General features: G+C 54.7%; 23 protein-coding genes and 5 pseudogenes. 20 read left to right on the forward strand and 8 right to left on the reverse strand.

The features are described from left to right. Nucleotides 1-59 precede the first annotated feature (59 nt). On the reverse strand, nucleotides 60-206 hold the full coding sequence (locus ACIPIN_RS14025; protein ID WP_401119589.1) for a hypothetical protein: 147 nt from the start codon (nucleotides 204-206) through the stop codon (nucleotides 60-62). A gap of 172 nt (nucleotides 207-378) precedes the next feature. Here ACIPIN_RS14025 and ACIPIN_RS14030 point away from each other — a divergent pair, with 172 nt between their 5' ends. After that, a complete protein-coding gene (locus ACIPIN_RS14030; RefSeq protein WP_401119591.1) occupies nucleotides 379-660 on the forward strand; it encodes a DUF3761 domain-containing protein in 282 nt (93 codons plus the stop codon). 278 nt (nucleotides 661-938) lie between these two features. On the opposite strand, the gene ACIPIN_RS14035 is transcribed toward ACIPIN_RS14030, so the two are convergent. After that, nucleotides 939-1,478, reverse strand: coding sequence for a protein tyrosine phosphatase (locus tag ACIPIN_RS14035; protein ID WP_401119593.1), 540 nt, complete (start codon nucleotides 1,476-1,478; stop codon nucleotides 939-941). Nucleotides 1,479-2,398: 920 nt separating this feature from the next. On the opposite strand from ACIPIN_RS14035, the gene ACIPIN_RS14040 reads away from it, so the two are divergent. Continuing rightward, on the forward strand, nucleotides 2,399-3,157 hold the full coding sequence (locus ACIPIN_RS14040) for a DUF4239 domain-containing protein (protein ID WP_401119596.1): 759 nt from the start codon (nucleotides 2,399-2,401) through the stop codon (nucleotides 3,155-3,157). Here the strand turns inward: ACIPIN_RS14040 and ACIPIN_RS14045 are convergent. Further along, nucleotides 3,157-3,519, reverse strand: a pseudogene (locus tag ACIPIN_RS14045) (phage minor tail protein L); the annotation flags it as partial. The gene ACIPIN_RS14040 and the pseudogene ACIPIN_RS14045 overlap by 1 nt on opposite strands. 11 nt (nucleotides 3,520-3,530) lie before the next feature. Further along, nucleotides 3,531-3,869 (reverse strand): phage tail protein, encoded by a 339-nt coding sequence (locus ACIPIN_RS14050; RefSeq protein ID WP_401119599.1) that lies wholly within the window; start codon nucleotides 3,867-3,869, stop codon nucleotides 3,531-3,533. A 64-nt stretch (nucleotides 3,870-3,933) separates the two neighbouring features. Here ACIPIN_RS14050 and ACIPIN_RS14055 point away from each other — a divergent pair, with 64 nt between their 5' ends. Then, complete coding sequence (locus ACIPIN_RS14055; RefSeq protein ID WP_401119602.1) at nucleotides 3,934-4,134, forward strand: hypothetical protein; 201 nt, start codon at nucleotides 3,934-3,936, stop codon at nucleotides 4,132-4,134. 17 nt (nucleotides 4,135-4,151) lie between these two features. Here ACIPIN_RS14055 and ACIPIN_RS14060 read toward each other — a convergent pair. Beyond that, nucleotides 4,152-5,030, reverse strand: a pseudogene (locus ACIPIN_RS14060) (phage tail tape measure protein); the annotation flags it as partial. Between ACIPIN_RS14060 and ACIPIN_RS14065 the strand changes: the two are divergent. The 7 genes and pseudogenes from ACIPIN_RS14065 (at nucleotide 5,012) to ACIPIN_RS14095 (ending at nucleotide 8,961) form a co-directional block, all read left to right on the forward strand. Further along, a complete protein-coding gene (locus tag ACIPIN_RS14065) occupies nucleotides 5,012-5,173 on the forward strand; it encodes a hypothetical protein (RefSeq protein ID WP_401119604.1) in 162 nt (53 codons plus the stop codon). The pseudogene ACIPIN_RS14060 and the gene ACIPIN_RS14065 sit on opposite strands and share 19 nt — an antisense overlap. Nucleotides 5,174-5,397: 224 nt before the next feature. Next, nucleotides 5,398-5,655 (forward strand): hypothetical protein, encoded by a 258-nt coding sequence (locus ACIPIN_RS14070; protein ID WP_401119606.1) that lies wholly within the window; start codon nucleotides 5,398-5,400, stop codon nucleotides 5,653-5,655. 292 nt (nucleotides 5,656-5,947) lie between these two features. Continuing rightward, nucleotides 5,948-6,175: a hypothetical protein gene (locus tag ACIPIN_RS14075; RefSeq protein WP_401119609.1), complete on the forward strand. Its 228-nt coding sequence runs from the start codon at nucleotides 5,948-5,950 to the stop codon at nucleotides 6,173-6,175. Between the two features lie 83 nt (nucleotides 6,176-6,258). After that, nucleotides 6,259-6,459: a hypothetical protein gene (locus ACIPIN_RS14080; protein WP_401119611.1), complete on the forward strand. Its 201-nt coding sequence runs from the start codon at nucleotides 6,259-6,261 to the stop codon at nucleotides 6,457-6,459. A 632-nt stretch (nucleotides 6,460-7,091) separates the two neighbouring features. Further along, nucleotides 7,092-7,232, forward strand: coding sequence for a hypothetical protein (locus tag ACIPIN_RS14085; RefSeq protein WP_401119642.1), 141 nt, complete (start codon nucleotides 7,092-7,094; stop codon nucleotides 7,230-7,232). A gap of 119 nt (nucleotides 7,233-7,351) precedes the next feature. Then, the gene (locus ACIPIN_RS14090; RefSeq protein WP_401119614.1) at nucleotides 7,352-8,551 is read left to right on the forward strand and encodes a DUF2252 family protein; all 1,200 of its coding nucleotides are present in this window, start codon (nucleotides 7,352-7,354) and stop codon (nucleotides 8,549-8,551) included. Between the two features lie 194 nt (nucleotides 8,552-8,745). Next, a pseudogene (locus ACIPIN_RS14095) lies at nucleotides 8,746-8,961 on the forward strand (hypothetical protein). 711 nt (nucleotides 8,962-9,672) lie between these two features. Here the strand turns inward: ACIPIN_RS14095 and ACIPIN_RS14100 are convergent. Next, entirely contained in the window at nucleotides 9,673-9,990 is a 318-nt protein-coding gene (locus ACIPIN_RS14100; RefSeq protein WP_401119617.1) for a hypothetical protein, read from the reverse strand. 112 nt (nucleotides 9,991-10,102) lie between these two features. Between ACIPIN_RS14100 and ACIPIN_RS14105 the strand changes: the two genes are divergently transcribed. Both ACIPIN_RS14105 and ACIPIN_RS14110 read left to right on the forward strand, forming a co-directional pair. Then, nucleotides 10,103-10,411 carry a hypothetical protein gene (locus ACIPIN_RS14105; protein ID WP_401119619.1) on the forward strand — a complete coding sequence of 103 codons (309 nt, stop codon included), beginning with the start codon at nucleotides 10,103-10,105 and terminating at the stop codon, nucleotides 10,409-10,411. Between the two features lie 4 nt (nucleotides 10,412-10,415). Further along, complete coding sequence (locus ACIPIN_RS14110; protein WP_401119622.1) at nucleotides 10,416-10,706, forward strand: hypothetical protein; 291 nt, start codon at nucleotides 10,416-10,418, stop codon at nucleotides 10,704-10,706. 11 nt (nucleotides 10,707-10,717) lie between these two features. On the opposite strand, the gene ACIPIN_RS14115 is transcribed toward ACIPIN_RS14110, so the two are convergent. Beyond that, a complete protein-coding gene (locus tag ACIPIN_RS14115; RefSeq protein WP_401119625.1) occupies nucleotides 10,718-10,939 on the reverse strand; it encodes a hypothetical protein in 222 nt (73 codons plus the stop codon). Between the two features lie 86 nt (nucleotides 10,940-11,025). Here ACIPIN_RS14115 and ACIPIN_RS14120 point away from each other — a divergent pair. Then, nucleotides 11,026-12,823: pseudogene (locus ACIPIN_RS14120) on the forward strand (DNA cytosine methyltransferase). Here the strand turns inward: ACIPIN_RS14120 and ACIPIN_RS14125 are convergent. Then, nucleotides 12,809-13,096 carry a hypothetical protein gene (locus ACIPIN_RS14125; protein WP_401119627.1) on the reverse strand — a complete coding sequence of 96 codons (288 nt, stop codon included), beginning with the start codon at nucleotides 13,094-13,096 and terminating at the stop codon, nucleotides 12,809-12,811. The pseudogene ACIPIN_RS14120 and the gene ACIPIN_RS14125 sit on opposite strands and share 15 nt — an antisense overlap. Nucleotides 13,097-13,139: 43 nt before the next feature. Here ACIPIN_RS14125 and ACIPIN_RS14130 point away from each other — a divergent pair, with 43 nt between their 5' ends. The 7 genes and pseudogenes from ACIPIN_RS14130 (at nucleotide 13,140) to ACIPIN_RS14160 (ending at nucleotide 22,457) form a co-directional block, all read left to right on the forward strand. Next, nucleotides 13,140-13,529 (forward strand): hypothetical protein, encoded by a 390-nt coding sequence (locus ACIPIN_RS14130; protein ID WP_401119628.1) that lies wholly within the window; start codon nucleotides 13,140-13,142, stop codon nucleotides 13,527-13,529. A gap of 1,002 nt (nucleotides 13,530-14,531) precedes the next feature. Beyond that, the gene (locus ACIPIN_RS14135; RefSeq protein WP_401119630.1) at nucleotides 14,532-14,864 is read left to right on the forward strand and encodes a hypothetical protein; all 333 of its coding nucleotides are present in this window, start codon (nucleotides 14,532-14,534) and stop codon (nucleotides 14,862-14,864) included. 235 nt (nucleotides 14,865-15,099) lie between these two features. After that, nucleotides 15,100-15,375, forward strand: a complete 276-nt coding sequence (locus tag ACIPIN_RS14140) for a hypothetical protein (protein ID WP_401119632.1) — start codon at nucleotides 15,100-15,102, stop codon at nucleotides 15,373-15,375. A 39-nt stretch (nucleotides 15,376-15,414) separates the two neighbouring features. Further along, nucleotides 15,415-15,621 (forward strand): DUF4224 domain-containing protein, encoded by a 207-nt coding sequence (locus tag ACIPIN_RS14145; RefSeq protein ID WP_401119634.1) that lies wholly within the window; start codon nucleotides 15,415-15,417, stop codon nucleotides 15,619-15,621. A gap of 1 nt (nucleotide 15,622) precedes the next feature. Next, nucleotides 15,623-16,656 (forward strand): annotated as a pseudogene (locus ACIPIN_RS14150) (tyrosine-type recombinase/integrase). A gap of 1,016 nt (nucleotides 16,657-17,672) precedes the next feature. After that, nucleotides 17,673-19,925, forward strand: a complete 2,253-nt coding sequence (locus ACIPIN_RS14155) for a DEAD/DEAH box helicase family protein (protein WP_401119636.1) — start codon at nucleotides 17,673-17,675, stop codon at nucleotides 19,923-19,925. Nucleotides 19,926-19,931: 6 nt separating this feature from the next. Continuing rightward, the gene (locus ACIPIN_RS14160; RefSeq protein WP_401119637.1) at nucleotides 19,932-22,457 is read left to right on the forward strand and encodes a sigma factor-like helix-turn-helix DNA-binding protein; all 2,526 of its coding nucleotides are present in this window, start codon (nucleotides 19,932-19,934) and stop codon (nucleotides 22,455-22,457) included. The last annotated feature ends 157 nt before the right edge of the window (nucleotides 22,458-22,614 follow it).

A 22,614-nucleotide genomic window follows, 5' to 3' on the forward strand; every position in this document is an offset into this window, starting at 1 on the left:
TACAAGCAGGAACGGGCTGCTTCAGCCCATTTGCCACCTCCCATAATGGCGCTTGTTTTTTAAATTTTCACCTGTGAACCGCTGGCCGTTTGATCGATATTGGCCAGTGTCGCCACACCAACATAATCCAGATTCAGCGGCAGTCTGAAGCCTGTCTCGGTTTCAGTAGAGGTGGTTGCAGCATTGATTTCTTGCCACTTCGGCATAAGGCACTTTGCATATTTCGCTGGTGACTTCGCTGATGATCCGGATAACTCAGGCTTTCCATACTCAAGGGACGAAACTGAAGAACACCCCGCCAATCACCGGGTAGCCGAAAACGAAAAAGCCCAACACTAAGCTAGACTCTTCCCACACACACCAAGGATTGGTCGCCAAATGAAACTGGCCTATCTGGCTCTTACTGCCTGCTTGATCTTTCAGCCCGCTTTCGCAAAGTCTGATACCGATCCTCAAGCAGTAACCCCTGACGAGTCGCAACTGATCGAGCATGGCTCGTACATAAATAGCGACGGGAAAACCGTACACAGCCCTGCCCATACGAAATCAAATCGTGCACCAGAGGGCGCAACCGCCAAGTGTCGCGACAATACCTACAGTTTTAGCCAGCACCGACGTGGCACGTGCTCACGGCATGGTGGCGTGATGGCTTGGCTGTAGATACGAAATCTATGGTCACCCCCGACACCCTGCGAGGGCTACGCTTTCTCAGGGTGTCGGGGTGACCATCTCATTAAAGCCCTGCTCTAGAATGCAATGCTGTTCATTTAAGGATTGTTGACTAATCCTTGAGCAGCTGGAAAATCCGGACTCCTGATAAGGACTCTGGATTTTTTATGCCCGCTGCACAGGACTTGAGCGCTGTTCTGGAACACAGCTAAGCACTTGTGGGGATCGTCAGTAGGACGCCGTGTAAATGCGCCGAGCAATCTTGTGACTTACTTGGAGGTGACGACCTTTTTCAGCGCGGCCGGAACGAAGGTGTCCAGCTGCTTCACCACCTCGACATAAGCCTCCATCGGCTTGCCCCAGGCATCCGGCACATCGACATTCTTGCCCGTCGCATACTCGGCCAAGGTGAAGGTCTTATCTTTTGCTTCGGGGAACTGTTCGATCAATTTGTTCTTGTGTTTTTCGGTCATCGTCAGCAATGCGTCGGAGTGTTTGATGTCGTTCGCGGTCAACTGCGCCGATCGATGTGCAGTGACATCAATGCCGCGTTCCAGCATCAAGCTGGCTGCGTGGACTTCCGGTTTGGCGTCATAAGGGTCCCCGTCGACTGCGCGCGAGATTACCGCAATATTTGCATTGTCTTTGCTGATGGCTGCGTTGGCGATTGCTTCCGCCATCACACTTCGGCCGGTATTTCCGGTGTCTACGAAGGCAAGCTTTTTAGGCTCCTCGGCTAGTGCGTGGCCAGATAGACCAATCACGCACAGTACGCCAGTCATGGCTGCAACGCGAAGTTTCTTGAGCATTTGTTACCCCTTATATTATTGATTTTATGGAGTCGACAACCGCTACATGCAACGTAGTCACTTAAGCAAGTTGTCGATGCAAATCTCGTTTGCGGAGGCAACGTAGCACCGTGCAAATACCTGAACAACAGCAATGTCGCACGAAAGGAATTTGATGACGCATCGCGCACCACCCCATGTATTCGCTGCCAGGGCGTCCTAACAAAGTCACCAACGCTCGGGCTTTTTTACGCTAGGCTCAGCACCGCAGTGCCTGTGATCAGGCCCCTCCCTTAAAGCCGAGGAGACTTGCTTTATGAACATCCTGAAGAAAGTACTTGCCGCATTTCGAGCCCGGAAAAAAACGGACTTGGTCGGAATTGAATGATTGGACCCTGGCCTTCATAGGTGGCCCAAGTTTCCTGGTAGGTAGCTTCTACTTGTGGGTGGTTGGCACCGTCACGCCGGACCTTATGATTGCCTCACGCGATTATGGCCTCCCCCTGAAGGCCATCTTGGCTTTCATGTTCTTAGGCGGACTTGCGTTAAGCAGCTTGTTTTTTCTAAGCGTCTCCAAGCGGTGCTACGAGCTTCTGTATGAGCGTAACTTCAAGTAAGCGATACGTGGAGTCAGACACAACAATGCCCAGCACTAGACTGGGCTTTTTCACATTAGGCTGGGTCGGTAAACCAGCGTGGCCATCCTGAATGACTTCTATCGGCTATCGGCCAGAAACTTCCGCTCGAGGTGACGATTGAAATTCCCCCCATAGCGGACGCCCAGAGTCCGCCCGCCAATGTGAAACGCTTTCTGGGGGATGCGATATCCTCGGTCGTGCACTACGGTGTAGGTGTACCATCCCAGGACTCAAGCACGGTCTTCGCCAGTTTTACAGTGCAGTTAGGGTGGGGGCGCCTCGAGTCGAACGCAAGGGGTCATCATGAGCGCATTGGTAGTCGCTTCGATCGTATGTGTGTGCGTCTTCGGCAGCGGGATGCTCGGCTTGTTTATTCGCGTTTCCCTACCCGAACATCACCTGAGCGAGGAGTCGACGGGTATGGTGAAGCTGGGGGCCGGCCTGATGGCGACGCTCGCCGCGCTCGTCCTTGGTCTCCTGGTCGCCTCGGCAAAGGTTTCTTTTGACCGAATCGACGACGAGTTCAAGAATACCGCGGCCACGGTCGTCATGCTCGATCGCACCCTGGCCGATTACGGCCCGGAGGCCAAGGAAGATCGCGAGCTCCTGCGCAGCACCTACGCCTCAGCTGTGGAGCAGTTTTTTTCCGAAGGAGTCGGGCCGGCCAACGTGAGCGTTCCGGAGAGGCTGGCGCGCGTGGAGCAATTTCAGCATAAGCTTCGGGAACTGGCACCACGAAACGACATGCAGCGCTCGCTTCAATCGGAGGCCCTGGTTCTCAGCCGTGACCTGGCGCATACGCACTGGATGCTGCTCCAACCAGATCAGAGCGCAATTCCAACGCCATTCCTGGTTGTGCTGGTGCTCTGGCTTGCCATCCTCTTCTCCGCTTTCGGTCTGGTCGGCGACAACAACCGAACCGTCATCGTGACTCTGCTGGTCTGTACGCTATCGGTCTCCAGCGCTATCTTCCTGATCGAGGACCTAGCCCACCCGCTCGAGGGATTTATGCAGATCCCGCAAGCGCCGGCGCGCAGCGCGCTCTCCTATCTCGGCCATTAGGCCAGGGTCTCGCGCACGGTCAGCTGAAACTTCAGCAGGTCGTCAAAGGCCAGGCACAGCGCTGTAATACGACCGTTGACGTTGCCAGCGCTGAAGGTTGGGCGAGTGGCTGTGCCGTTGCTGTCTGCGCCAATGCCTTCGATCTGCACCGGCCAGGCCGCGTACTCGTTGCCTTGCCACCAGATGGATTTCGCTGGCAGCTCATCCGGCGAACCGGCATAGGCCAAGAGCTCTTCCGGCGTATGCGGGATTGCGTGAGCATGGAAGCGCAGAACGTCGGCGCCGTACTCGGTACCATCGATTTCAAACAGCCGCACTTCCCCGCCGGGCTCCAGCTTCTGGATGTCCGTGATTAATGCCATCAGGGTTTCCCTTAAGGGTGAAAGGTTTGTTCAAAGGTGGCGGTCAGCGTGTACGCGTTGCCACCCTTATGGGTTGGCTGGTATCCATTGCATTTGTAGAGCCCAAGCTCACCGAGTGGCGGCGTCCAGAGAAACGCTTTTGCGCCCTGCTGGCGATCGAGGAAGGCCATGATCTCCTTGATACGTGCCTTCCCGCCGGTATGGCTAATTGGCCAAGACTGCATCTTGTTGTTGATGCCGTCCGAAACAGTCTGGCCATAGCCATCGCCGAATTGCTTGGTGCGGACACGCTGCTTGATCTCGCCAGCAGCGCCCTTTTCGATCTGCCAATTGAATGTCTCGAGTGCCATGTATTGTCCTTTCGTGGGTAGACACTTCGGAGTAGCCTCGACTGACCACTAGAGGGAGCGCCAAATGCTAATTCGGATTCGATCTGTCAGTCATAACCCAGACTTAGAGCCCGAAATATTCTCGGTTCGCCTACTGCTGGACCCTGATGAAGGCTACGAGGGCATCTTTATGGGGGAGGCCACCGTGACCATCCCGTTTGACTCCAGCCTGACCTTTTCTCAAATTGAGCAAAAAGCCATAGCTGAAGCCAAAAGAGTCCTTTAAACGGCGTGTTGCGGGCGTCAGCCACCCTTTATTGCAGTACGGATTCGCCCGCCCTGCCCCAAGTCCTTGCGAATTTTCTGCTCGTAGACTCGCTCGATCATCGGCGCGATTGTCTTGGCGAAGTCATTTGCTGCAGCGCTTTGCGAGTCACTGGAGGCATCGGTACTGCCGTCGCTGGATATGTTCACCACAACGTTTATCTGCGTTGCCGGCGCCCCACCGCCGTCCATTGCTGCGATACCAGGCCCACCGCCGGATGTCAGCGGCGTGACACTGCCACCTTCGGCGCCGGTCATCAGATACGACCGCCCTCCCTGACTGAACAGCTCCGGTCCCTTCTCGTTCACTTCGTACAGGGTGTTGGGATCAACACCGCCACCCGAAGCCCGGCCACCACCGAAGGTCACCGAGGCGGAGCTGGCATCGAACTGACTGCCGAAACTCTGCGCTCCCGCCTCTGCGCCGCCTGCCGTTGCAGCACCTGCTGCGCCGGAACCGCTGCCAGTGAAGTAACTGATGCCAGCGCCGACCAAACTGCTCAGCAACGCCGAACTGGCCTGCCGCGTAGCAATTCGCGCCATGTCCGCCAGAATCGACTTGGTGAAATCAGCAAACGACAGCTTCCCGGTCATGGCGAAATTGACGACCGCGTCTTCCATCGAACTGAAGGCGTTGCCGAACAGGCTTTTGGTCTGGCCGGCGACATTCTGCGCCGAATCCAGATAGTTGGCCCAGGCCGATGTCGCGCCCTTCGTCCAGTCGCCCTGCGCCGCTTCTACATCGGCATAGTTCTGCCGGATCTGGTCGGTCGCTGCCTTGTTCGCGTCTGCAAGGGCTTTGGATTTGCGGGTGAACTCTTCCTCCGACATGTTGCGCGATGGATCAGAGCGTTGGTTTCCGCTTCAGCCTGCGCAACCTTCTTGCCGGTGTTGGCCAAGCCATCACTGGCCTTGCCGAGACCGTTGACGGCTTTTTCGGCGCCCCCGGCTGCATCGACCAACTTGTCCAGGTCGTCAGCAGCTTTAACGGCTTGCGATGACTCAACCGCGATGCGAAGCGATGCGAAGGTGGTGCTCATTTGTTTTCTCTCTGTTCCGCCATCACCTGCAGGGCTTCAGCTTCCATATGCCGGATGTCGCTGAAGATGCTTTGCCGCTCACTGAGAGGCGCACCACACATTCGAATCGTCGGTGTTGTGGTTAGAGCGTTGCAGAAGCTGTAGCCAACCGGCGTGGGTTCACATGAATTGATTTGGAATCAGGCATGAACGACGCGACCAGGGAAATCACTGAAGCTCTAGATCAGCAAATGGAACTGAATTTTTTCATGGCCAGTAAACTTATAGAGCTATCGCCACCCAGCGAACACAAGCGCCTGAAGAAAGAACTGTATACTCGGCTCAGCGTTCTAAGGGAGCGAACCCTGAATGCCACGTGTGCACTTGATGTCCTGACGAGCGATCGCAAGCCTGCCCGCACCACCCTTTTTTCAGTACTCAAGAAATGGTTTTCCGGCGGTTGAAATCTGGCGCGACGGGGGATTTGTAAACGCAGCGGACTAAGATGGAAGGCAGGCACATGCACGAGCTGCTTGATTTGTTAGGCACGCTGTTCGATTTATTATGCAAGCTGTTCGAATTCGGTAACGCCTACGAACCCCCTCGCCGAAAACGTGTGTTTTCCCTGGGTTCGTGATGTTCGCTTTTGTCGTGGTCATGTTTGAGATATTGATACTCAAGACATGGCTATATCCAGGGGATTAGTGGCTTGGCGACAGACCATCTGGCTCGTTATGGGTATGCAGGAGGTCTGCTATGGCACTCAACAAACCCAACCAAGAGTTGCGCCGCAACTTGATAGCCGCCGCGTTTGACCTCGAAGAAGCCGCCCTGGAAATGTTCAGGCTGGCAAAACAACGCGGGGATACAGAGCTTCTGGAGGCAATGGAGACGATCGAAAAGCTGCATGAGCGAGCTGATCGGCTGACTGCGTATGCTGAAGAGGTGAAGGCGGGAAGGATTGTGCGGGCGAAAGCTGAATAACTCGTGACTCTGGGCACGTGTTTTGGTGGGCGATGTATTCGCGCTGAAGCTGATGAAGCAATGCCCTGAAGAAGGGTTGATCAATGCCAAAGAAACATCGGGAAAGCAAAGCAGCGACTGCTGCTGACATTGAGCGCTCTATCCAGGCGCTGAATAAAATGGCTGAACGCCTCTGGGGCGATGGTCGGGAGACTGAGGCAAAAGCCCTCCTCGATGCCTTAGATGCGTTGAACAGGGCGCTCGATCGGATCAGGATTGGAGAGAGCCGCAGGGTTCTTCATTGAAACGTACACGTCCCAGTTGAAGGCTGGGTGTATAAACAGCGAGGCAGATGGTTGATGGGGCTGCTCGATTTTTTATCCGACCTTCTCGGTGGTCTCGCTAATCTCCAGCCTTACGAAAAACCTCGTAGGGTCTTCACGCGGGGATTTGTCGCATTCTGCGTGATGGTTATGGTGCTTGAGCTGATGACGCTGAGCCACTTCTATGGGCAGCCTGGGTGGTGCTTGGGCTTATGCGGTTGAGGTGAAGGCGGGAAGGATTGTGCGGGGCAAGCCAGATTGGGCGGCGCGCTCAAACCACTTGGCAGAGCAACGACCTTTCCAGGCTACGCTTCGAGTCGCGGTCCGTTAGATCGTTTCGAAGTGGGGCGCAGGCTTTGAGTTTATAGCCTCCGGCTCCACGCTTTTTCATACCGGCCTTGCGCCATCACCCATTCGATCTACACTGCATTCTGTTGAAATCCACTACGCTCCGCTGAAGGATCAGCAGATTGTCTGCCCGCGCATGCGGGCTTTTTTTCGCCTGCTCAGCTGCGACCCCACCGCACGGAATCGACCTCATACCAGATCAGTACGCCCTCCCCGACATCCTCGAAAGAATGCACGAGAACCAGCTCGCCCTGGAGGCAGCCCTCATGGAGATCACCCTGTGGGTTGAGCAGCGCGGATCGGAAGAGGCTGGCGATAACGTTCGCGGGGCGCTACATGCCATTGGCGAGAACTGTGGGCACATCAAGCAAGGATTGGCCAGGCTGAAAGCGGCTCAACCGCGCTAGACCTGAGCCTCGGTCACACCGTCATTTATTGTGCAAGGGCCGCAGATAACACTCCGCCAAATTAGGAGATGGTCGGCCCATGCTAGTATCAAAAATCTTCCTTGAGAAAGAGCGTGCATGTGAAATTGCCTCGTCCATCTGAACGCGCAGAGACTCTTCAAAACCTTCGTAACGAGAAGATGGCACGTTCGGCACACGCCTATATGCGCGGCAACACAATCCAGTTTTATGAGTGGCTTCACAGTCAAAGCGGCCGGCGCCTACCTCATGGCCCAAACGTTTGGATCTGCGGAGATTGTCACTCCGGGAATTTAGGACCAACCGCTGACACACGTGGCGGGATTGATATACACATTCGTGACCTTGACCAAACTGTCATCGGCAACCCCGCACACGATCTGGTTCGTCTAGCGCTATCGCTCGCTACTGCTGCCCGTGGCTCCGATTTACCAGGCGTCACCACTGCGCGAATGATGGAAGAAATGGTCAAGGGATATGAACAAGCTCTACTGGATGAGCCTGACACCATTCCTGAGCGACCGAGCCAAGTAAAAGCCAGTATGCGCGACGCAGTTAAGCGAACGTGGAAGCACCTAGCCAAGGAACGAGTCGAAAATACGAAACCCACAATCCCTAAAGGCTCACGCTTTTGGTCGCTCGCACGGGAAGAAAAGGCAGCGCTAAAAACCCTATGCGCGGGACCCGAAATCCAACAGTTGGTGACCTCGATCAAAGGCCGACCGAATGATGCAAGAGTTGAGCTTCTGGATTCAGCCTACTGGGTGAAAGGATGCAGTTCCTTGGGTCTGTTGCGCTATGCGGTTTTGCTCGGTGTTGGCGAACATGAAGAGCAAGACTATTGCTTGATTGATATCAAAGAGGCCATAGGTGCCGCAGCACCGCGCGGCCCGCATGCGCACATGCCTCGAGACAATGCTCGACGAGTCGTTGAGGGGGCTCGCCAGTTATCGCCTGCGTTGGGTCAGCGCATGATGGCGACACGCTTTCTTGATCATGGTTTTTTTATTCGGGAGCTGCTTCCTCAAGACCTGAAGCTCCAGCTGGAGAAAACTAGCGAAGTAGACGCTAAGCACGCCGCAGGTTATCTAGCACGAGTGGTAGGCATTGCCCATGCAAGGCAAATGGATGAAACAACACGTAAAAGCTGGCTCGCCGAATTGCAACTCAGCCGCTCAAAAACTCTCGATGCGCCTTCATGGCTATGGAGCAGTGTCGTACAGCTGGTCAGCAATCATGAGCTGGGTTACCTCGAGCACTGTCGTCGGTATGCCTTAGGTGCATCCGCCAAAAGTCGGTAGTGCGCCTGCACGCAACCAGAGAGACAAACACTCATTGCTCGAAAAGACTTAATAAGCTCGAATCAGATCGACTTCCAGATGCCAAAGACACCCCTGAATGTATGCGTCGCAGAAACTGCCGCCATGTTTGGGCTTTTTGTTGACCACCCTCCTCCAGCTGCAACGCTTTCACTTCCCTGAATGGAATCAACCTCATGCCTGATCAATACGCCCTCCCCGACATCCTCGAAAGAATGCACGAGAACCAGCTCGCCCTGGAGGCAGCCCTCATGGAGATCACTCTGTGGGTTGAGTAACGCGGATCGGCAGAAGTCGGCGAGTACATTCGCGGCGCGCTGCAAGCGATCGATGAGAACGCCGGATACATCAAACAGGGACTGGCCAGGTTGAAGGTCGCCCAGCAGCAATAAGCCCCTCGCCGGCCGAGAGCCCGCCACGTGCGATTCTTTGTTTTCCGGGGAAAAATGAGGCTAACGCACCGTCAGCCCGCGCACCCGATCTGCCCAGCCTGAAACCGTAGGCATCCAATTAGCAGGTTTTTTTCCTCTATAGCAGAGCTTTCGAGCCATCTCTCAGATTAGTCCGAAAGACAGGACTGCTGCTGCCGCTCTACCTTGGGGTTCTTGCTTGGTTTACCGTTTTCGGATCGGACTGATAAGCCTCGGGGCCGAGCGAGCTCCTTCTGGTTTTTTATGTGATGAGCGAATTTTTCTATGGGTGATTTTTTTGGGATGCTGATTGTTATCTTCTGTTTGGTCACAGTCGCCTGCTGCTGTATTGAGTCTCGGAATAGTCGCTAGCCAAAAGCCATTGTTTATGGCCTCACCACCAGACCCGCATCCTAGGTTAACTCTCCCGGACAGCCCGCCACCTGCGGGCTTTTTTGCGCCTGCTCATCAGTCGCCGTGTAACTCTCACCCATATAACAACCAAATTCGCACTCCAATCTGCCGAAACATGACAAAATAAATACTGTACATGCATACAGCAAAGCAAGGAGCACCAAATGCCACAAGTCGCACTAGCCACGCCACAAGCCAGAAACTGCTATGAGCTCGTTGGTCGGCGCATTCAACGCCTGATCGCTACACCCAATGTCCAGAAGGTTCAGGTGGTTACGATCACGACCCTACGTGCGAAAGCTCTTCGTCAATGATTCGCTCAGCATTCTTCGCAGCGGTTGTCGCAAACTCGTAACAGATCCGGTAGTCCTGCTCTGTTACGGATGCAGATCCCTGCAAGTTCTCCAGGCAGCGCGTTAATGCATGCTTTATCAAGCCATCATTTAAAGTATTACGGGCTGCCTCTTCACCTTCAACCGCTCGAATGGCAGCTTCGATTTCTTCGATCTGCTCAATCTTTGCCGCCAGCGCGGCCTTGGCGAATTCATCTCGTTCGATGATTTTGGTCCAAGAGTGATCAACTATCAGCGTTTTCATTAGTAGCTCCCCGTCTTCCTGGCTCATGCCGGGTCATCAACCAATAGCTCACAAACTCACATCTCGCCACCGCATCCGATCTCGGAGGCCGGCGCCTGACTGGAGATAACCGATGAGCATTCCAGCAAATGCTTTGAGCGACGAAGAGTGCCTGCACTACGCGGCGCTAGATCCGGCGGCCGCCGCCGAGCTGACCCGCCGTCTCACCGCGCAGAGCATTGATCCAAGCGCTGAGCGCGAGGAGCTGCGTGAGGATATCCGCCGAATTGAAAGCGAGGCCGATGAAGTCTCTGACGAGCTCAGCGATCTGCGTGATGACGCAGCGGAAGCCTGCATGTGGATCAAGCGAGCGATGAATCCGGAAGATCAATCGATGACCTTTAACGAGTTTTTGCAGAAGGCGCTCGACTGCCTGGAGTGATGCCATGAGCACATTTGCCGTATTCGGAATGACTGAGCACTTCGCCCGCGAAGAGGCGAAGCGCAAGGTTCGCGTCATCAAGATCATGGACGGTAAGCGCATCGCTCAGCTCAGCCGCATGTTCGACGCCCCACAGTACGCCGCCGACTACGCGGATCGCATTCGCAAGCTGGGGCGCTGCCGCGACGTCATCATCAGGGCGAAGGTGAAGCTGCCGCAGGACGACCTGAGACGGAAGTCACCGACGAAGCTTTCATGGATGGACTACTCACCTGAGTCGACTGCGGCCCCCTGACCGACCCTCACCTATTTCGAAACAGCCTTAAATGGCATCACGTAAGTAAAGAATCCTTTCAGGTCATCGCGCAGGCGTTCTGAAATGAGAGGGTCATCAAATATGCGAGGGTCAAAGTAGATGAGCCACGTGCCATCAGGCCTTAGCTCCGAGTCGGCAAAGTAGGCCCCTACTTCATTCTCTGTAAGTCCAGTGGCTTCAGCAATTTCCTTAATCGTAGGCTTGCTTTTCATCCGCTGCCTCCTTGGTTCGGCGGCGTGCCGAATCATCAACAAATAGCCCACAAACTCGAATCACGCCAGCCGGCGAGCCCCCCCCTATGTCCGCTTTCCAGAGCCAGGCACCGAAACAGATCACCTATGGCTCCGTGTGCTCGGGCATCGAGGCTGCAACCATGGCCTGGCATCCACTGGGCATGCGCGCCACTTGGTTCGCCGAGATTGAGCCCTTCCCCAGTGCGGTGCTGGCCCACCACTACCCGGGCACACCGAACCTTGGCGACATGACCCGACTCGGTGCCCAAGTGTTGGCTGGCAAGATCACGGCGCCAGACATTCTAGTTGGCGGAACCCCGTGCCAGGCCTTCAGCGTCGCCGGTATGCGCCAGGGGATGCTCGATCCCCGCGGCACCCTCACCATCAAATACGTGGAGCTTGCAGATGCAACTGACTATGTTCGCGCCAGCCGAGGCGAGCCCGCCTCCGTTGTCGTTTGGGAAAACGTCCCCGGTGTCCTTAGTGACAAAGGGAACGCCTTCGGATGTTTTCTTGGCGCGCTTGCTGGGGAAGACTGCGAGTTGCAGCCTTCAGGGAAGAAATGGCCGGACGCTGGTTGTGTGTATGGACCCAAAAGAACAATCGCGTGGCGGGTCCTGGACGCCCAATATTTCGGCCTGGCCCAACGACGCCGTCGTGTGTTCGTTGTCGCAAGTGCTCGAGACGGATTCGATCCCACCGAGGTACTTTTTGAGCGAGAAGGCGTGCGCCGGGATACTGCGCCGCGCCGAGGCGAGGGGCAAGACGTTACCGGTACAGCTCCTTTCGGCCCTGCGCTCCAGTGCGGATGCGGAAGCGTGTTTGGTGAAGAGCTCGGACCGTACGGCTGCATGAACTGTGAGGGTGATGAAGGGCCGGCAGTTTCGATGTTCGGCGGGATACCGGCGTTCGGTGCGGGCTATGCGACAGGCTCGATTGAGCGGTCAGGCACCCTCACCCATCACGGAGGCCGGCAGGACTTTGAAAGCGAGACGTTCTTAGTTGCGCCGACGCTCGCCGGCGGCGGCCGCAAATCCGGAGGGTACTCGCTCGACGATATCCCTATAACTGCTCCAGCACTTCGAGCCCAGGCACAGTGTAGCCATCGCGCTGACTCCGAAGCATTCATCGTGGCCGGGACACTCAGCAGGATGCGGAATCAGGCCTGCTAGTGGTACACGGCACGCAAGACCCGGGCGTCAGTAGCTCCACCGCATTCGCGCTTGGACGGAATAATGGCCAAGAAAACGCAGTGCTCGCCTTCTCTTGCAAAGATCATGGCGCCGACGCTGGATCGGTATCGCCAACGCTTCGAGCCATGAACCATTCAGGTAGTCACGCCAACGCTGGCGGACAGGTTGCTGTGTGCATCACGGGCGACATCACCCACACGCTGAAGGCCGACGGATTCGACGGCAGCGAAGATGACACCGGGCGCGGTCAGCCGATTGTCGCTGCGTTTGCCGAGAACTCCCGAGCTGAGCTGAGCTGCGATACGAAGATGGCGATGGTGGCATAGCCGGCTCATTGAGCGGTGGCGGCGGCAAGGCAGGACAGGGAATGCCATCGGCGCAGATCGGGTCATCCGTACGACGACTGACCCCACGCGAGTGCGAACGCCTGCAAGGGATGCCCGACGACTACACGCTGATCCCATGGGACGGTTGGCGAAAGCTCGACTCCAGCGAAACGCCAGAGCAATGCACCACCGACGGCATGGAAGTTCGCCAGGCGAAGAAAAGCAAAATTTGGTATGTCCGCGACGCTGACGGACCACGTTATAAGGCGATCGGGAATAGCAAGGCGGTCACCGTCGTTCGCTGGATTGGAATGCGGATTCTGAAACAGCTAGCTAGCAATTAGCTGCCGAGCACGTAGTCGCTCCAAAATCTTCCGCATCTTCACATGCGTACAGGGTCGACCAGGAGCCACTTCCTCAATCTGGGTATTAATGTCCCGATCAGACAAATCGGGATCAAGAATCGCCGGAAACAGCGCCCTGAGATGGTGCTCACTCAGCCACTTGTCACTGGTTTTATTGAAACAAATGCTCATTCCTGGGAGGCGCAGCTCAACGCTACACCCTACTTCCTCCGCAATTTCGAAGACCTTTTCCACAAACTCATCAACATTCATGGCCGCCGCTCCATTGGTGTGTCAGCTGAGCGTAAGACGCCCCATGCCCACAGAAAACAAAATCGCTGATCCGCTGAAGGTTGAGCGCTCGACAGTGACGAAGCTGGTCATCACCGGCGCGCCACGACTTGATCCGATCACCGCGTTCCTCGAGAACTTCGGCCAGCGCGACTGCCCGACCGAGCAGAATCCGAACTACCAGACCGCCCAGGGCAAGATCACCATCAACTGCTGGGACAAGAGTTGGAACGCCTATTGGGGTGGCATGGGGCCGCACACCGTTGCCGAGTTCGTCGCCGACTGCGATTGGCATTACGTCCTGAACTGCTTGGATCGCGGGATCAGCGAAACGCAGTTCACCGGTCAAGCGCTGGAAACCTTGGCACGCAAGTACATCCTCAAGGGCTCTTACAAGCGTCGCGGAAATCACTGACTATACTCACGAGTCACATCTACTAAATGGAGATTGAGCTATGCCGTGGGGAACTGTAGATATCAACTCATTAAGGTGCATAGGGTCTTTTCTAAGCACGTCCGACAGATCGTGTTTACAACTCACTGAAAGACGCGCCCGACACGACCCCACTCAGCTAATCCGCGAGCGATTCGAACCTGTTGTTGCCAGATTGAATCAGAGCGTTGTTCAACTGAGAGCCCAGGTGACCGGGTACCTGGCGGCCACAGTCCCTGTGATTGCAGTGAACGACCATGCTCAAAGAGATTTTTACGAAGGCGACGGCCAGCGCATCCAGGTACTAGTTGACAGGCTTAGACTTGAACAAACTCAAGCGATGACCGCGTTTCAATCCCTGCACCGACCTGAAGATGCTAGCACGATGGCGATTACCAATATTCAGGTTGCTTTGACCGGTGTTGAGACAGCAGTCGGAGTGCAAGACTGGAGGCTAAATACAAGGCGAGATGCAGTCGCATCTGCTAGGACTCCCAGTTTCATGGAGGCCCTAGACCAAGCCCTATAACTGGTGCACATTTTGACAGGCACCCATCATTCGATTGTTGCTAAAGGCCAAATTCAGCGCACCAAGGCCAATGCGCGCGCATGGCTAATCACCTCTTCCAGCAAGACCATAGGAAACGGCCGATAGCCGGGCGTGGTAACGGTCCAGTTCTTTTTCGTGCGCGCCACGCTTTCGCTTGAGGGCGTTTAGTGGCGCGGGGGCATTTCGAATGGTGGACACTATTCTCACTAATTTTGGAGGCCGTCAGGAGTGGGTGCTGGGCGGACGCTTACGATACACCTGCAATCAATACCGTTGTAACTGATGGATGCGAGGAGATCTCTTTCTAGAGGCCTCTCCCTCATCATTACAAAAAATATGATAGGCCATCGCAAAACGCATCATCCATCTCGCGATCAACACACCTCGCAGTACCCCCCTTCAAAGTCAGCCGCTATAGCGGCAAAGGAACAGTCATGCCTGAAGAAACTGTTTTGATTCAACCGTTGCCAGTCGTGCGCGATTCAGACGGCTGGTGGTCCCACCCTGATTACCTGTCGGAATGCGACGACGAAATCACCGAAGAACAGTTCAATGACTGGTGCAAGCGCCACCAGGTGGAAACGAAGATCACCTACATGGAGAGCGACGTATCGACTGATGTGTTCAACGTCTACATGGAAGACGGCCAGGTTGATTGCTCGGCGTGGGAGATTCAACACCCCACCGAACCGGGCTGGTTCATCCTGTCGATTCATGACGCCGAGGACGGGCCAGTCTGCATCTGGGGTCGGCGGGTGACGCCATGATCGCCCCCTGCTGGTTCGCCTACGTGTACGGCTACAGGATGGGCAAACAATAACGGTCGCTAACGCCAAAATAAGTAAGAGTTCGCCCTAACCAGCTGCGGCCACTCAGCATATTTCCTGAAGCACCTGGCAGGGCGAACAGGGAAACCTTACGCCTCCCCCATCCCGGCGTCCCCCGCGCAATTCTGAATTATTCACAACTGAACAGGCTGCCGGTGAACGGCGAGGAACACTCATGACCAAAGAAAATATCTACGACGAACGAATCAGCCCACTGGTGCACCAGATCATCGACATCTGCAAAGAGCACAACATCGCTTTGCTGCTCTCGGCTCAGCTGGAAGATGAGCACGGTGACAGGCTGTATTGCACAACCATTCTCCCTGGCGATGACGACACGTCTGACGAGAAGTTTATCCAGGCACTGAACATCATCAGGCCGCCTCGACGCTCCATGCATATCACCACCACTCATGCAGACGGCAGTCAGACGCTGACCGCAATCATCTAACCCCCACCTTCTGCCGCCACGCGCGGCATGGAACAGCTCATGAGCATTCAATTTTTATCGCATGAAGAGGTTTGCAAGCTGACCGGCGCGCGCACCAAGGCAGGACAGATTCTGAACCTCAAGAAAAACGGTGTCAGGCACACCATCAAAATGAACGGCTGGCCAAGCGTGACAGCCATGGCCGTCACGGCAGTTAGCATGTTCGAAACAGAAAAATCCGTATGGATACCACGTAAGGCAAGCTGAAATGGGGCGACGACCGAGTAAACCCGGTTCAATAGCCCGGCTGCGAGAGCGCAAGAAAGCTAGCGGCCGAGTTTTCTACTACTACGATACAGGCGGAAAGGACCGCAAGGAGATCCCGCTGGGCAGAGCGACTATGGCCTGGCAATCATGGAGTACGCGAAGCTGGAGCGAGATCGCACCGCGACCGACCCGGTCGCCAAGGTGATCACCTTTCGCTACGTGGCTGAGAAATACATGATCGATGTCGTGCCGACTAAAGGCGCCGCCACCCAGTTCGACAATAAACGCGAACTGAAAAACCTGATGGCGTTCTTCGATGATCCACCTGCGCCACTGGAAACGATTGAGCCATTACACGTCCGCCAGTACCTGACCTGGCGAAAGTCGGCGCCAGTGAGAGCCAACAGGGGAAAAGCGCTGCTGAGTGCAATCTGGAACTTCTCCCGGAATACCGGCTACACCTCATTGGCCAACCCCTGCGCGGGAATCAAGGGTAATAAAGAGACCGGCCGGGACGCGTACATCGAGGACGAACTGTTCAAGCGCGTGCACGATAAGGCTGATGTCGGCCTGCGCGATGCCATGGATTTGGCCTATTTGACCGGCCAGCGCGTGACCGACACGCGCCTGATGGACGAACGTGATATCCGCGATGGGCAAATTTGGGTGTTGCAAGGTAAGACGAAGGCCAAGCGACGAATCGAAGTGACCGGTGAACTGAAGGTTTTGATTGATCGAATCACAGCCCGAAAGTCAGGCCATAAGGTCCGCTCGACGCGGCTGATCGTTACAGAGGACGGCACACCTATGACGGTGGCGATGTTGCGCAGAAGATTTGATGTGGCCAGGGAAGCCGCTGGTGTTTCAAAACCAGAGTTTCAAATGCGCGATTTGCGCGCAAAGGCCGGTACGGACAAGGCTGAATCGAGTGGCGACATCATGCAGGCCAAAGATCAACTTGGGCATACCACCGTTGTTATGACCGAGCAGTACATCCGCAATCGGAAAGGCAAGAAAGTCTCGCCAACTAAGTGAATTGCGGACCAACTCTAAAATTGCGGACCAGAAACAAACAAGGGTTTGCATCAGCTTTCGCCCGCAAACCCTTGATTTTAGATGGTGCCGAAGCCGGGGTCGAACATACCATCTAAAGACCGCTAAATTACTGGATTACTCTATTCTTAAGTTCGTCACGTATACCTAAACGTATACCTAAAACGGGAAGTACCCTCGTCTTCTCCGCCTCCAGCCGGTCGGTTATCGTGCCGACGCCCTCCCCCCGTTTCGCAGTCGCCAGGTGGCACTACTTGTGATCATCAGCGTTCTCCCCGTCTTGGGATGGTGGTTAGGAATGCGAATTTTGAAGAGATTGAATAATAGTTTGGGCGCGCGGGCCGATATTGCGAACGCTCAGACTTTTGACGCAGCACCTCCCAGCGCCCCCTAATGCTCGCCCAAGACGGCGATTTTCCAAAAAAACTACGAATTTATGGTTGAAACGGACAGGGACCGGTCTTTGAGGCGAAGGCTCCAGACTTTTGACCTCCCCCTCCCTAATAGCTTTATAGAGCAGCATCAATTGTCCAGGTTACGTTGCCCTGTGACGAGTTACGGATCAACAACCAATCCGCCACGCCCTGCCGTATGCGGCCCTGCGCCGGACTTCGAATTACCCATATAGGGGGTGAGTCAGGGGTATCTTTCGAACTATCGGACGTAGGTGGGCGGCTCGCTCTGGACTAGCCCCAGTATGGTGACCAAGCTTAGGGGCGATTGCCATCCATGATCAGAGTCAGTTTTGGTGATTGGCCGAGAGCGGTGTCGTGCCGGGCAGTAAGTGGCCACTGCCGACAGGCAAAATCAGTTAAGTAGAGGACAAGGATGTCTACCGGAGCGGGAGGAATCAACGCAGCGTCGGCTGTTTTAAAGCATGATGTTTATAATACAGATAAATAAATCTGTCCCCTTTGCCCTTGGGACTTAATAATCTGCTCCGACACGCATAGGGCAATGCTCGCATTACGTACTGATATGGATAGCTAGGGGAAGCGATGCAAGTTGCAGATTTCAGGCTGGTGGACGACCTGAGCCATAAAGATTTCGAGCATTTTGTGAAGGATCTGCTGCTTGCCTCAGGCTGGCAGGACGCGGTAGTCACAGAGACTGGCAGCGAATATCGCTATGGTGATGGTGGGGTAGACATCTTTGCCTACCGCGAAGGACGTAAGTTTGCCGTAGAGGTCAAACAGCGCCAGCGGGACACTACGGTGGACGTCAGCGCACTAAACCAATTGGTCACCGGGGCTCGGCTCGCAGATGTGAAGCAGATGATCTTGGTCACCAACTCGTACTTCACCTCCGAGGTCAAAGTACGCGCCTTGCGCCTAGGCGTTGAACTGATTGACCGGGACGCCCTGAAGAACTTGTTTGTGGTTCGCGGCTCGGAGATCGGCCGAAGGATCAAACCGCGCGAATATCAGGTTGAGGTCATTCAACAGGCACTGGAGCAATTCGACACAGGCAAACGAAAACTGCTGATTGAGATGGCAACCGGCCTGGGCAAAACCTACACCGTTGCGTTGTTGATAAAACAGTTACTCGAGCGTGCCGGAGGTAGGCAGCGCGTCCTCTTTATCGCTCACCAGATTGAGATTCTGTTGCAGTCCGTGACTGCCTTTAAGAACGTGCTGGGTTTGGGGAGCTACAGCTTTTCTGCCTGCTTCGCAGGTTCTCGACCCGAAAATACTGACCTGGTCTTTGCCAGCTTTGACACTCTGTATGGCCAACTGACCGAATTGGCGGCGAGTAGCTTCGATTATGTAATCGTCGACGAAGCACACCATACCCCGGCCAGGACATATGCGAGCGTTGTGGAGCACTTCCAACCCCGTCTGCTAATTGGCCTTACCGCAACGCCTTGGCGCACCGACAACAAAAGCGTTAGCGGCTTCTTCGGCGGTGCGGACAGCCATATTGGCCGCTATGACCTGATCTGGGGACTGCAGCATAAGAAACTGGCGTTTCCCAAGTACCTAGTTCTGCTCGACGACATTGATCAAGATCGTATTGACCAACTGGAGAGTGGCCTGTCGATTTCGGATCTGGATAAACGCCTGTTCCTGCATAAGAAGGATCAGGAAGTCGTCCGCCTGATCGAGGCCACGATCGAGCAAAAGCAGTTGAGTAACGTAAAGGGAATCGTCTTCTGTCGGAACATCCGACATCTGCGGCACCTGCTTGGTTTCTTCCAACCTGGCACCGCTACCAGTGTGCATTCACGGATGCAGGATGGTGAGCGGCGGGAAAATATCCGCCAGTTCCGCGAAGGCGATCTCAAGTACATCTTGGTGTGCGACCTGTTCAATGAGGGGATCGATATCCCTGAAACCAATCTGCTGGTGTTCATGCGCTATACGGGTTCGAAAACCGTATGGCTACAACAGCTGGGCCGTGGCTTACGTAAAACGAACAACAAAGATTGTGTTCATGTTCTCGACTTTGTGGGATCTCTGGATCGCCTCAAGGATGTTCAACAGTTGGTCAACGCTGTTGTGCGCAGCAAACCAAGAAAAAAGCTGACTGAAAGCGATCTGGATGAGCTTTGCGATGATCAACACGATCTGCACGACGACACTATTGAAGTGACTTACAGTCAGTCGGCTGCGCGTGTGCTGGAGCTTATTGAGCGCCTGAAATATCGGCTCAATAGCCGTGAGGAAATGGTCGAGCAGCTTAGGCGCTACCAGAACGTCACCGGCACCGTACCGTCAATTGAGGCACTAGAAAGTAGTCTGGAAGACCTTTCTTTGGACCAGGTAGCCACGCACTTTGATTCCTATAATGGGTATCTTCAGGCGGCGTTCGGCTGGGACATTAATGCCGCAGCCATCACTAGCGAAGTCGCTCAATCCTACAGAATTTATCAGGACAAGCACGGGGTTGCCCCCAGCCCCAAGGCATTGTCGTTGGAGTTTCAGTACAAGGCGCTGCCGTGGTTCACCACAGCGGAAACAGCGCGCTTGATCGCCGCCATACTAATACCTACACAGGGGCTGGATACCATTGCTCATGGCCGGCTAGCGGCCGCTGATCCAGAGACAATTACAGCGCAGGTTAAGCCAGTCGTTCAGTCTGTCTCAGCACCTGCGCTAGTCGAGGATCGAGCACAGCTCGAGCTGCTCGCAAAATATCGCGGAATTATCAGCAGTCGCGCGGATCTGCTGACGCTACCCAAAGAGCAACTCGACCAGATAAACGCCGTATTTCGTTCCACGTCGGTATTTTTAGTGCGCTTGAGAGGTTAGTAGAAAATGCACGATGTATCCGAAATAAGGACAACTGCCCGTTCGCTGAAAGCGCAGATGATCGCAGCAGGTCTGCTCTCCGCCAGCGAAACATCAGGGCGATTGGACATCCTGATCGCCAAACTGGATGTTGAAGACTTCCTTAGTTTGCGCGCGCTGCCAGCTTTCTGGGAGTTGCTTGCTCTTTGGCAGATGCCGACTGACATCGAGCAAACGGCTATGTCGCAGAAGGAACAGGAAGTGCTTACGCAGGCAAACGAACAGAAAGACCTTACGCCCTGCGCCCCCCACCTAAGCACTCACGCGGACGTGAAGGCGGGGCCTACAGCAACTGTCGCTCCTCTTCGTCTCCCACATCCTCAGACTCTGATCGGTGAGGTGCAACTAGGTGGCCGCTTTGACAAATTGATTACCCGACTGTGTCGGAGTGCGAGTAATAGCGCCGGAATCACGGTTACTTTCGATCGACTTGAGGATATTTTGAATCTGCCGGCTGAAAGTCTGTTCAAGCTCAACGGAGTGGGTAAGTCCTACAGGGAAAACTGGCAGGAGCTAAAGGACCTGTATTTCCAGGCAACCGAGTTTCTGCCTATGCCACCAGATTTGTCAGACGTCGTTGAACCACTTGAGCTCGTTCGGGATGACATGCGACTCAATCTGACGCAGTTAGACGCTGCGGACCTAAAAGTTGTCGCCAAGTTAGAGCGCGTAATGGGCCGCGCTGACATCCGGGCTATTTTGAGCTTCGACTCATTGGAGCAAGGGGCGGCAGGCTCGCTGGTAGGTCGCACGAGAAGCCAGTTATTGCTGGTGCGGGCACGGCTTGTTGCTGAGCTCCAGCTCATTACGGCTGGCACTCTGGACTACTATACGGCCCCATCCTCGTTGATTACCGCCACGGTGCAATCGTTTGCGTCAGTGGCGACATTAGGGGGATTTCTTCTCGACCGGGTGGATAATTTTCTGGCGACCCTTGATGAGAAAAGCCAGCTGATCTTCCAGCATCGATGGGGATTCGTGGACGAGCGCCTGACGCTTTCAGAGATAGGCAAAAAATATGACGTCTCTCGTGAACGCATCCGCCAATTGGAGAGCAAGATTAACGAGCGGCTCAATAATTATCTCGCATTGGATTCTGCCGAGATTTGGCACGCCGCCAAAAGTCTATCGCCGGAAGCGCTATGCATAGAGATGGCAGATCTGTTCGAATGCTTCGCGGAACTGGCCCATTTCCATGAGTTTTTAGCATTCGTTAGTCATGGCCGTATCGCCTCTACGGTCTCTTCGGCACGCCCGCCACTGGCAATACTTGACGGCTACTTCGCCCTGTTTGGTACAGCTATTGAACAGTCGCTTGTCCTTCAATACCTACAACAGGAGCTGGGCGGGGATGAAAAGTATGCATCTAGTGCGCTGCAATTCCTTGACGCCGAAGGTCAAGTTGCAATCGAATGCGGGCTAGTACGCCCATTGAATCTAGGACAGCGCGAGGCTGCGGCGGCGGTGCTTACTGAGCATCCGAATGGCCTGCCGTGGCTGGATATTGCACGGCACGCGAACAGACGTGGTATCTCCAGCAGCCCATTTTCTGAACAGACCATTGGCCATGGGCTGCAGGACTCCGCACTGATGTATGTCGCCGGCAAAGGTGTGTATCGGCACACCCGCTTCATCGATTTTTCTATCCTCGACGAGCCCGCCATTTTCCACACCCTCCGTACCTACTTCGCTACTGCTGCACGGGAGGTGGCGCACTTAAGTGAGGCTCACGCAGGCTTACCTGAGCTGCGTAAGCATGACTACTACATCCTTCGCTATGTAGTGAAGATGCGCGGAGAAGACCACGGAATTTACTTCAACGGTAAGTCACAAACCGACTCCATCGGCTTGAGTCCGGCGTTCGATTTATTCTCGCAAAAAAGTGTAATTTTGCAGTCAATGCAACAAGGACGAGGTCCGTTGACCAATAACGAGGTGGCACAGCTATTGAAAAGTCGTAGTTCGCGACATGCAAAGGTTTATCTCAAAGAGTTAATGGACACCAACCAAGTTGTGCAGGTAGACCGTATGCTTTACACCACTCCGGAGCATGCCTACAAAAATGTTGATCTGGGTACAATGCGGGATAATATAGAGTCAGTTTTACGACGCCACGAAAAACCTGTAGACCCTTCAATCATTCAATATGAACTGAATGCGCTGCAAGACGTAGCCTATTCAAAATATTTCTACAGTTCGCTGGCGCGTTATTTTGCTCAGATGGGGCATTGGCAACGCCGCCACAATTTGTTCGCTCTGAAGCCAATTTCCTTTGATAGCTTGACTGATGCGATCGATACACTATGTAAAATGGACGATAGCGTTGAGCAAAACTTCGTAGCTCTAAGCCTGCATATCGCGATCTTCGAGGATGCTGCCAGAGTATCTATCTATAATTGGAAAAATTGGAAAGCCGCAAAGGCACGACTCGGCGCTGGTGTAGCCGTACCTGAGTTGGAGGACGAATTAGAGGGCGAGTTAGAAATCGACTGAATAAGCCTGCCTCTCTAGAGGTATTTAGGTCCCCAGTTGAGTCTCACTATCTGTCCGCTTTTGGCCCAGAGTGTGTAAAAACGCTGGATGAGGCTTTCACCTTCAAATCCAGGGCCTTTCTCACGCTTTGGCGCCCACGCACGGTCAGGATGCCCTT

This window comes from Pseudomonas sp. NPDC087697, assembly GCF_044743155.1.
GTDB lineage: Bacteria > Pseudomonadota > Gammaproteobacteria > Pseudomonadales > Pseudomonadaceae > Aquipseudomonas.

What these genes read in the sequence shown, in the direction of transcription:
- ACIPIN_RS14025 (WP_401119589.1), bottom strand. Translation starts at nt 206, where the DNA reads ATGCCGAAGTGGCAAGAAATCAATGCTGCAACCACCTCTACTGAAACC.
- ACIPIN_RS14030 (WP_401119591.1), top strand. Translation starts at nt 379, where the DNA reads ATGAAACTGGCCTATCTGGCTCTTACTGCCTGCTTGATCTTTCAGCCC.
- ACIPIN_RS14035 (WP_401119593.1), bottom strand. Translation starts at nt 1,478, where the DNA reads ATGCTCAAGAAACTTCGCGTTGCAGCCATGACTGGCGTACTGTGCGTG.
- ACIPIN_RS14040 (WP_401119596.1), top strand. Translation starts at nt 2,399, where the DNA reads ATGAGCGCATTGGTAGTCGCTTCGATCGTATGTGTGTGCGTCTTCGGC.
- ACIPIN_RS14050 (WP_401119599.1), bottom strand. Translation starts at nt 3,869, where the DNA reads ATGGCACTCGAGACATTCAATTGGCAGATCGAAAAGGGCGCTGCTGGC.
- ACIPIN_RS14055 (WP_401119602.1), top strand. Translation starts at nt 3,934, where the DNA reads ATGCTAATTCGGATTCGATCTGTCAGTCATAACCCAGACTTAGAGCCC.
- ACIPIN_RS14065 (WP_401119604.1), top strand. Translation starts at nt 5,012, where the DNA reads ATGGATCAGAGCGTTGGTTTCCGCTTCAGCCTGCGCAACCTTCTTGCC.
- ACIPIN_RS14070 (WP_401119606.1), top strand. Translation starts at nt 5,398, where the DNA reads ATGAACGACGCGACCAGGGAAATCACTGAAGCTCTAGATCAGCAAATG.
- ACIPIN_RS14075 (WP_401119609.1), top strand. Translation starts at nt 5,948, where the DNA reads ATGGCACTCAACAAACCCAACCAAGAGTTGCGCCGCAACTTGATAGCC.
- ACIPIN_RS14080 (WP_401119611.1), top strand. Translation starts at nt 6,259, where the DNA reads ATGCCAAAGAAACATCGGGAAAGCAAAGCAGCGACTGCTGCTGACATT.
- ACIPIN_RS14085 (WP_401119642.1), top strand. Translation starts at nt 7,092, where the DNA reads ATGGAGATCACCCTGTGGGTTGAGCAGCGCGGATCGGAAGAGGCTGGC.
- ACIPIN_RS14100 (WP_401119617.1), bottom strand. Translation starts at nt 9,990, where the DNA reads ATGAAAACGCTGATAGTTGATCACTCTTGGACCAAAATCATCGAACGA.
- ACIPIN_RS14105 (WP_401119619.1), top strand. Translation starts at nt 10,103, where the DNA reads ATGAGCATTCCAGCAAATGCTTTGAGCGACGAAGAGTGCCTGCACTAC.
- ACIPIN_RS14110 (WP_401119622.1), top strand. Translation starts at nt 10,416, where the DNA reads ATGAGCACATTTGCCGTATTCGGAATGACTGAGCACTTCGCCCGCGAA.
- ACIPIN_RS14115 (WP_401119625.1), bottom strand. Translation starts at nt 10,939, where the DNA reads ATGAAAAGCAAGCCTACGATTAAGGAAATTGCTGAAGCCACTGGACTT.
- ACIPIN_RS14125 (WP_401119627.1), bottom strand. Translation starts at nt 13,096, where the DNA reads ATGAATGTTGATGAGTTTGTGGAAAAGGTCTTCGAAATTGCGGAGGAA.
- ACIPIN_RS14130 (WP_401119628.1), top strand. Translation starts at nt 13,140, where the DNA reads ATGCCCACAGAAAACAAAATCGCTGATCCGCTGAAGGTTGAGCGCTCG.
- ACIPIN_RS14135 (WP_401119630.1), top strand. Translation starts at nt 14,532, where the DNA reads ATGCCTGAAGAAACTGTTTTGATTCAACCGTTGCCAGTCGTGCGCGAT.
- ACIPIN_RS14140 (WP_401119632.1), top strand. Translation starts at nt 15,100, where the DNA reads ATGACCAAAGAAAATATCTACGACGAACGAATCAGCCCACTGGTGCAC.
- ACIPIN_RS14145 (WP_401119634.1), top strand. Translation starts at nt 15,415, where the DNA reads ATGAGCATTCAATTTTTATCGCATGAAGAGGTTTGCAAGCTGACCGGC.
- ACIPIN_RS14155 (WP_401119636.1), top strand. Translation starts at nt 17,673, where the DNA reads ATGCAAGTTGCAGATTTCAGGCTGGTGGACGACCTGAGCCATAAAGAT.
- ACIPIN_RS14160 (WP_401119637.1), top strand. Translation starts at nt 19,932, where the DNA reads ATGCACGATGTATCCGAAATAAGGACAACTGCCCGTTCGCTGAAAGCG.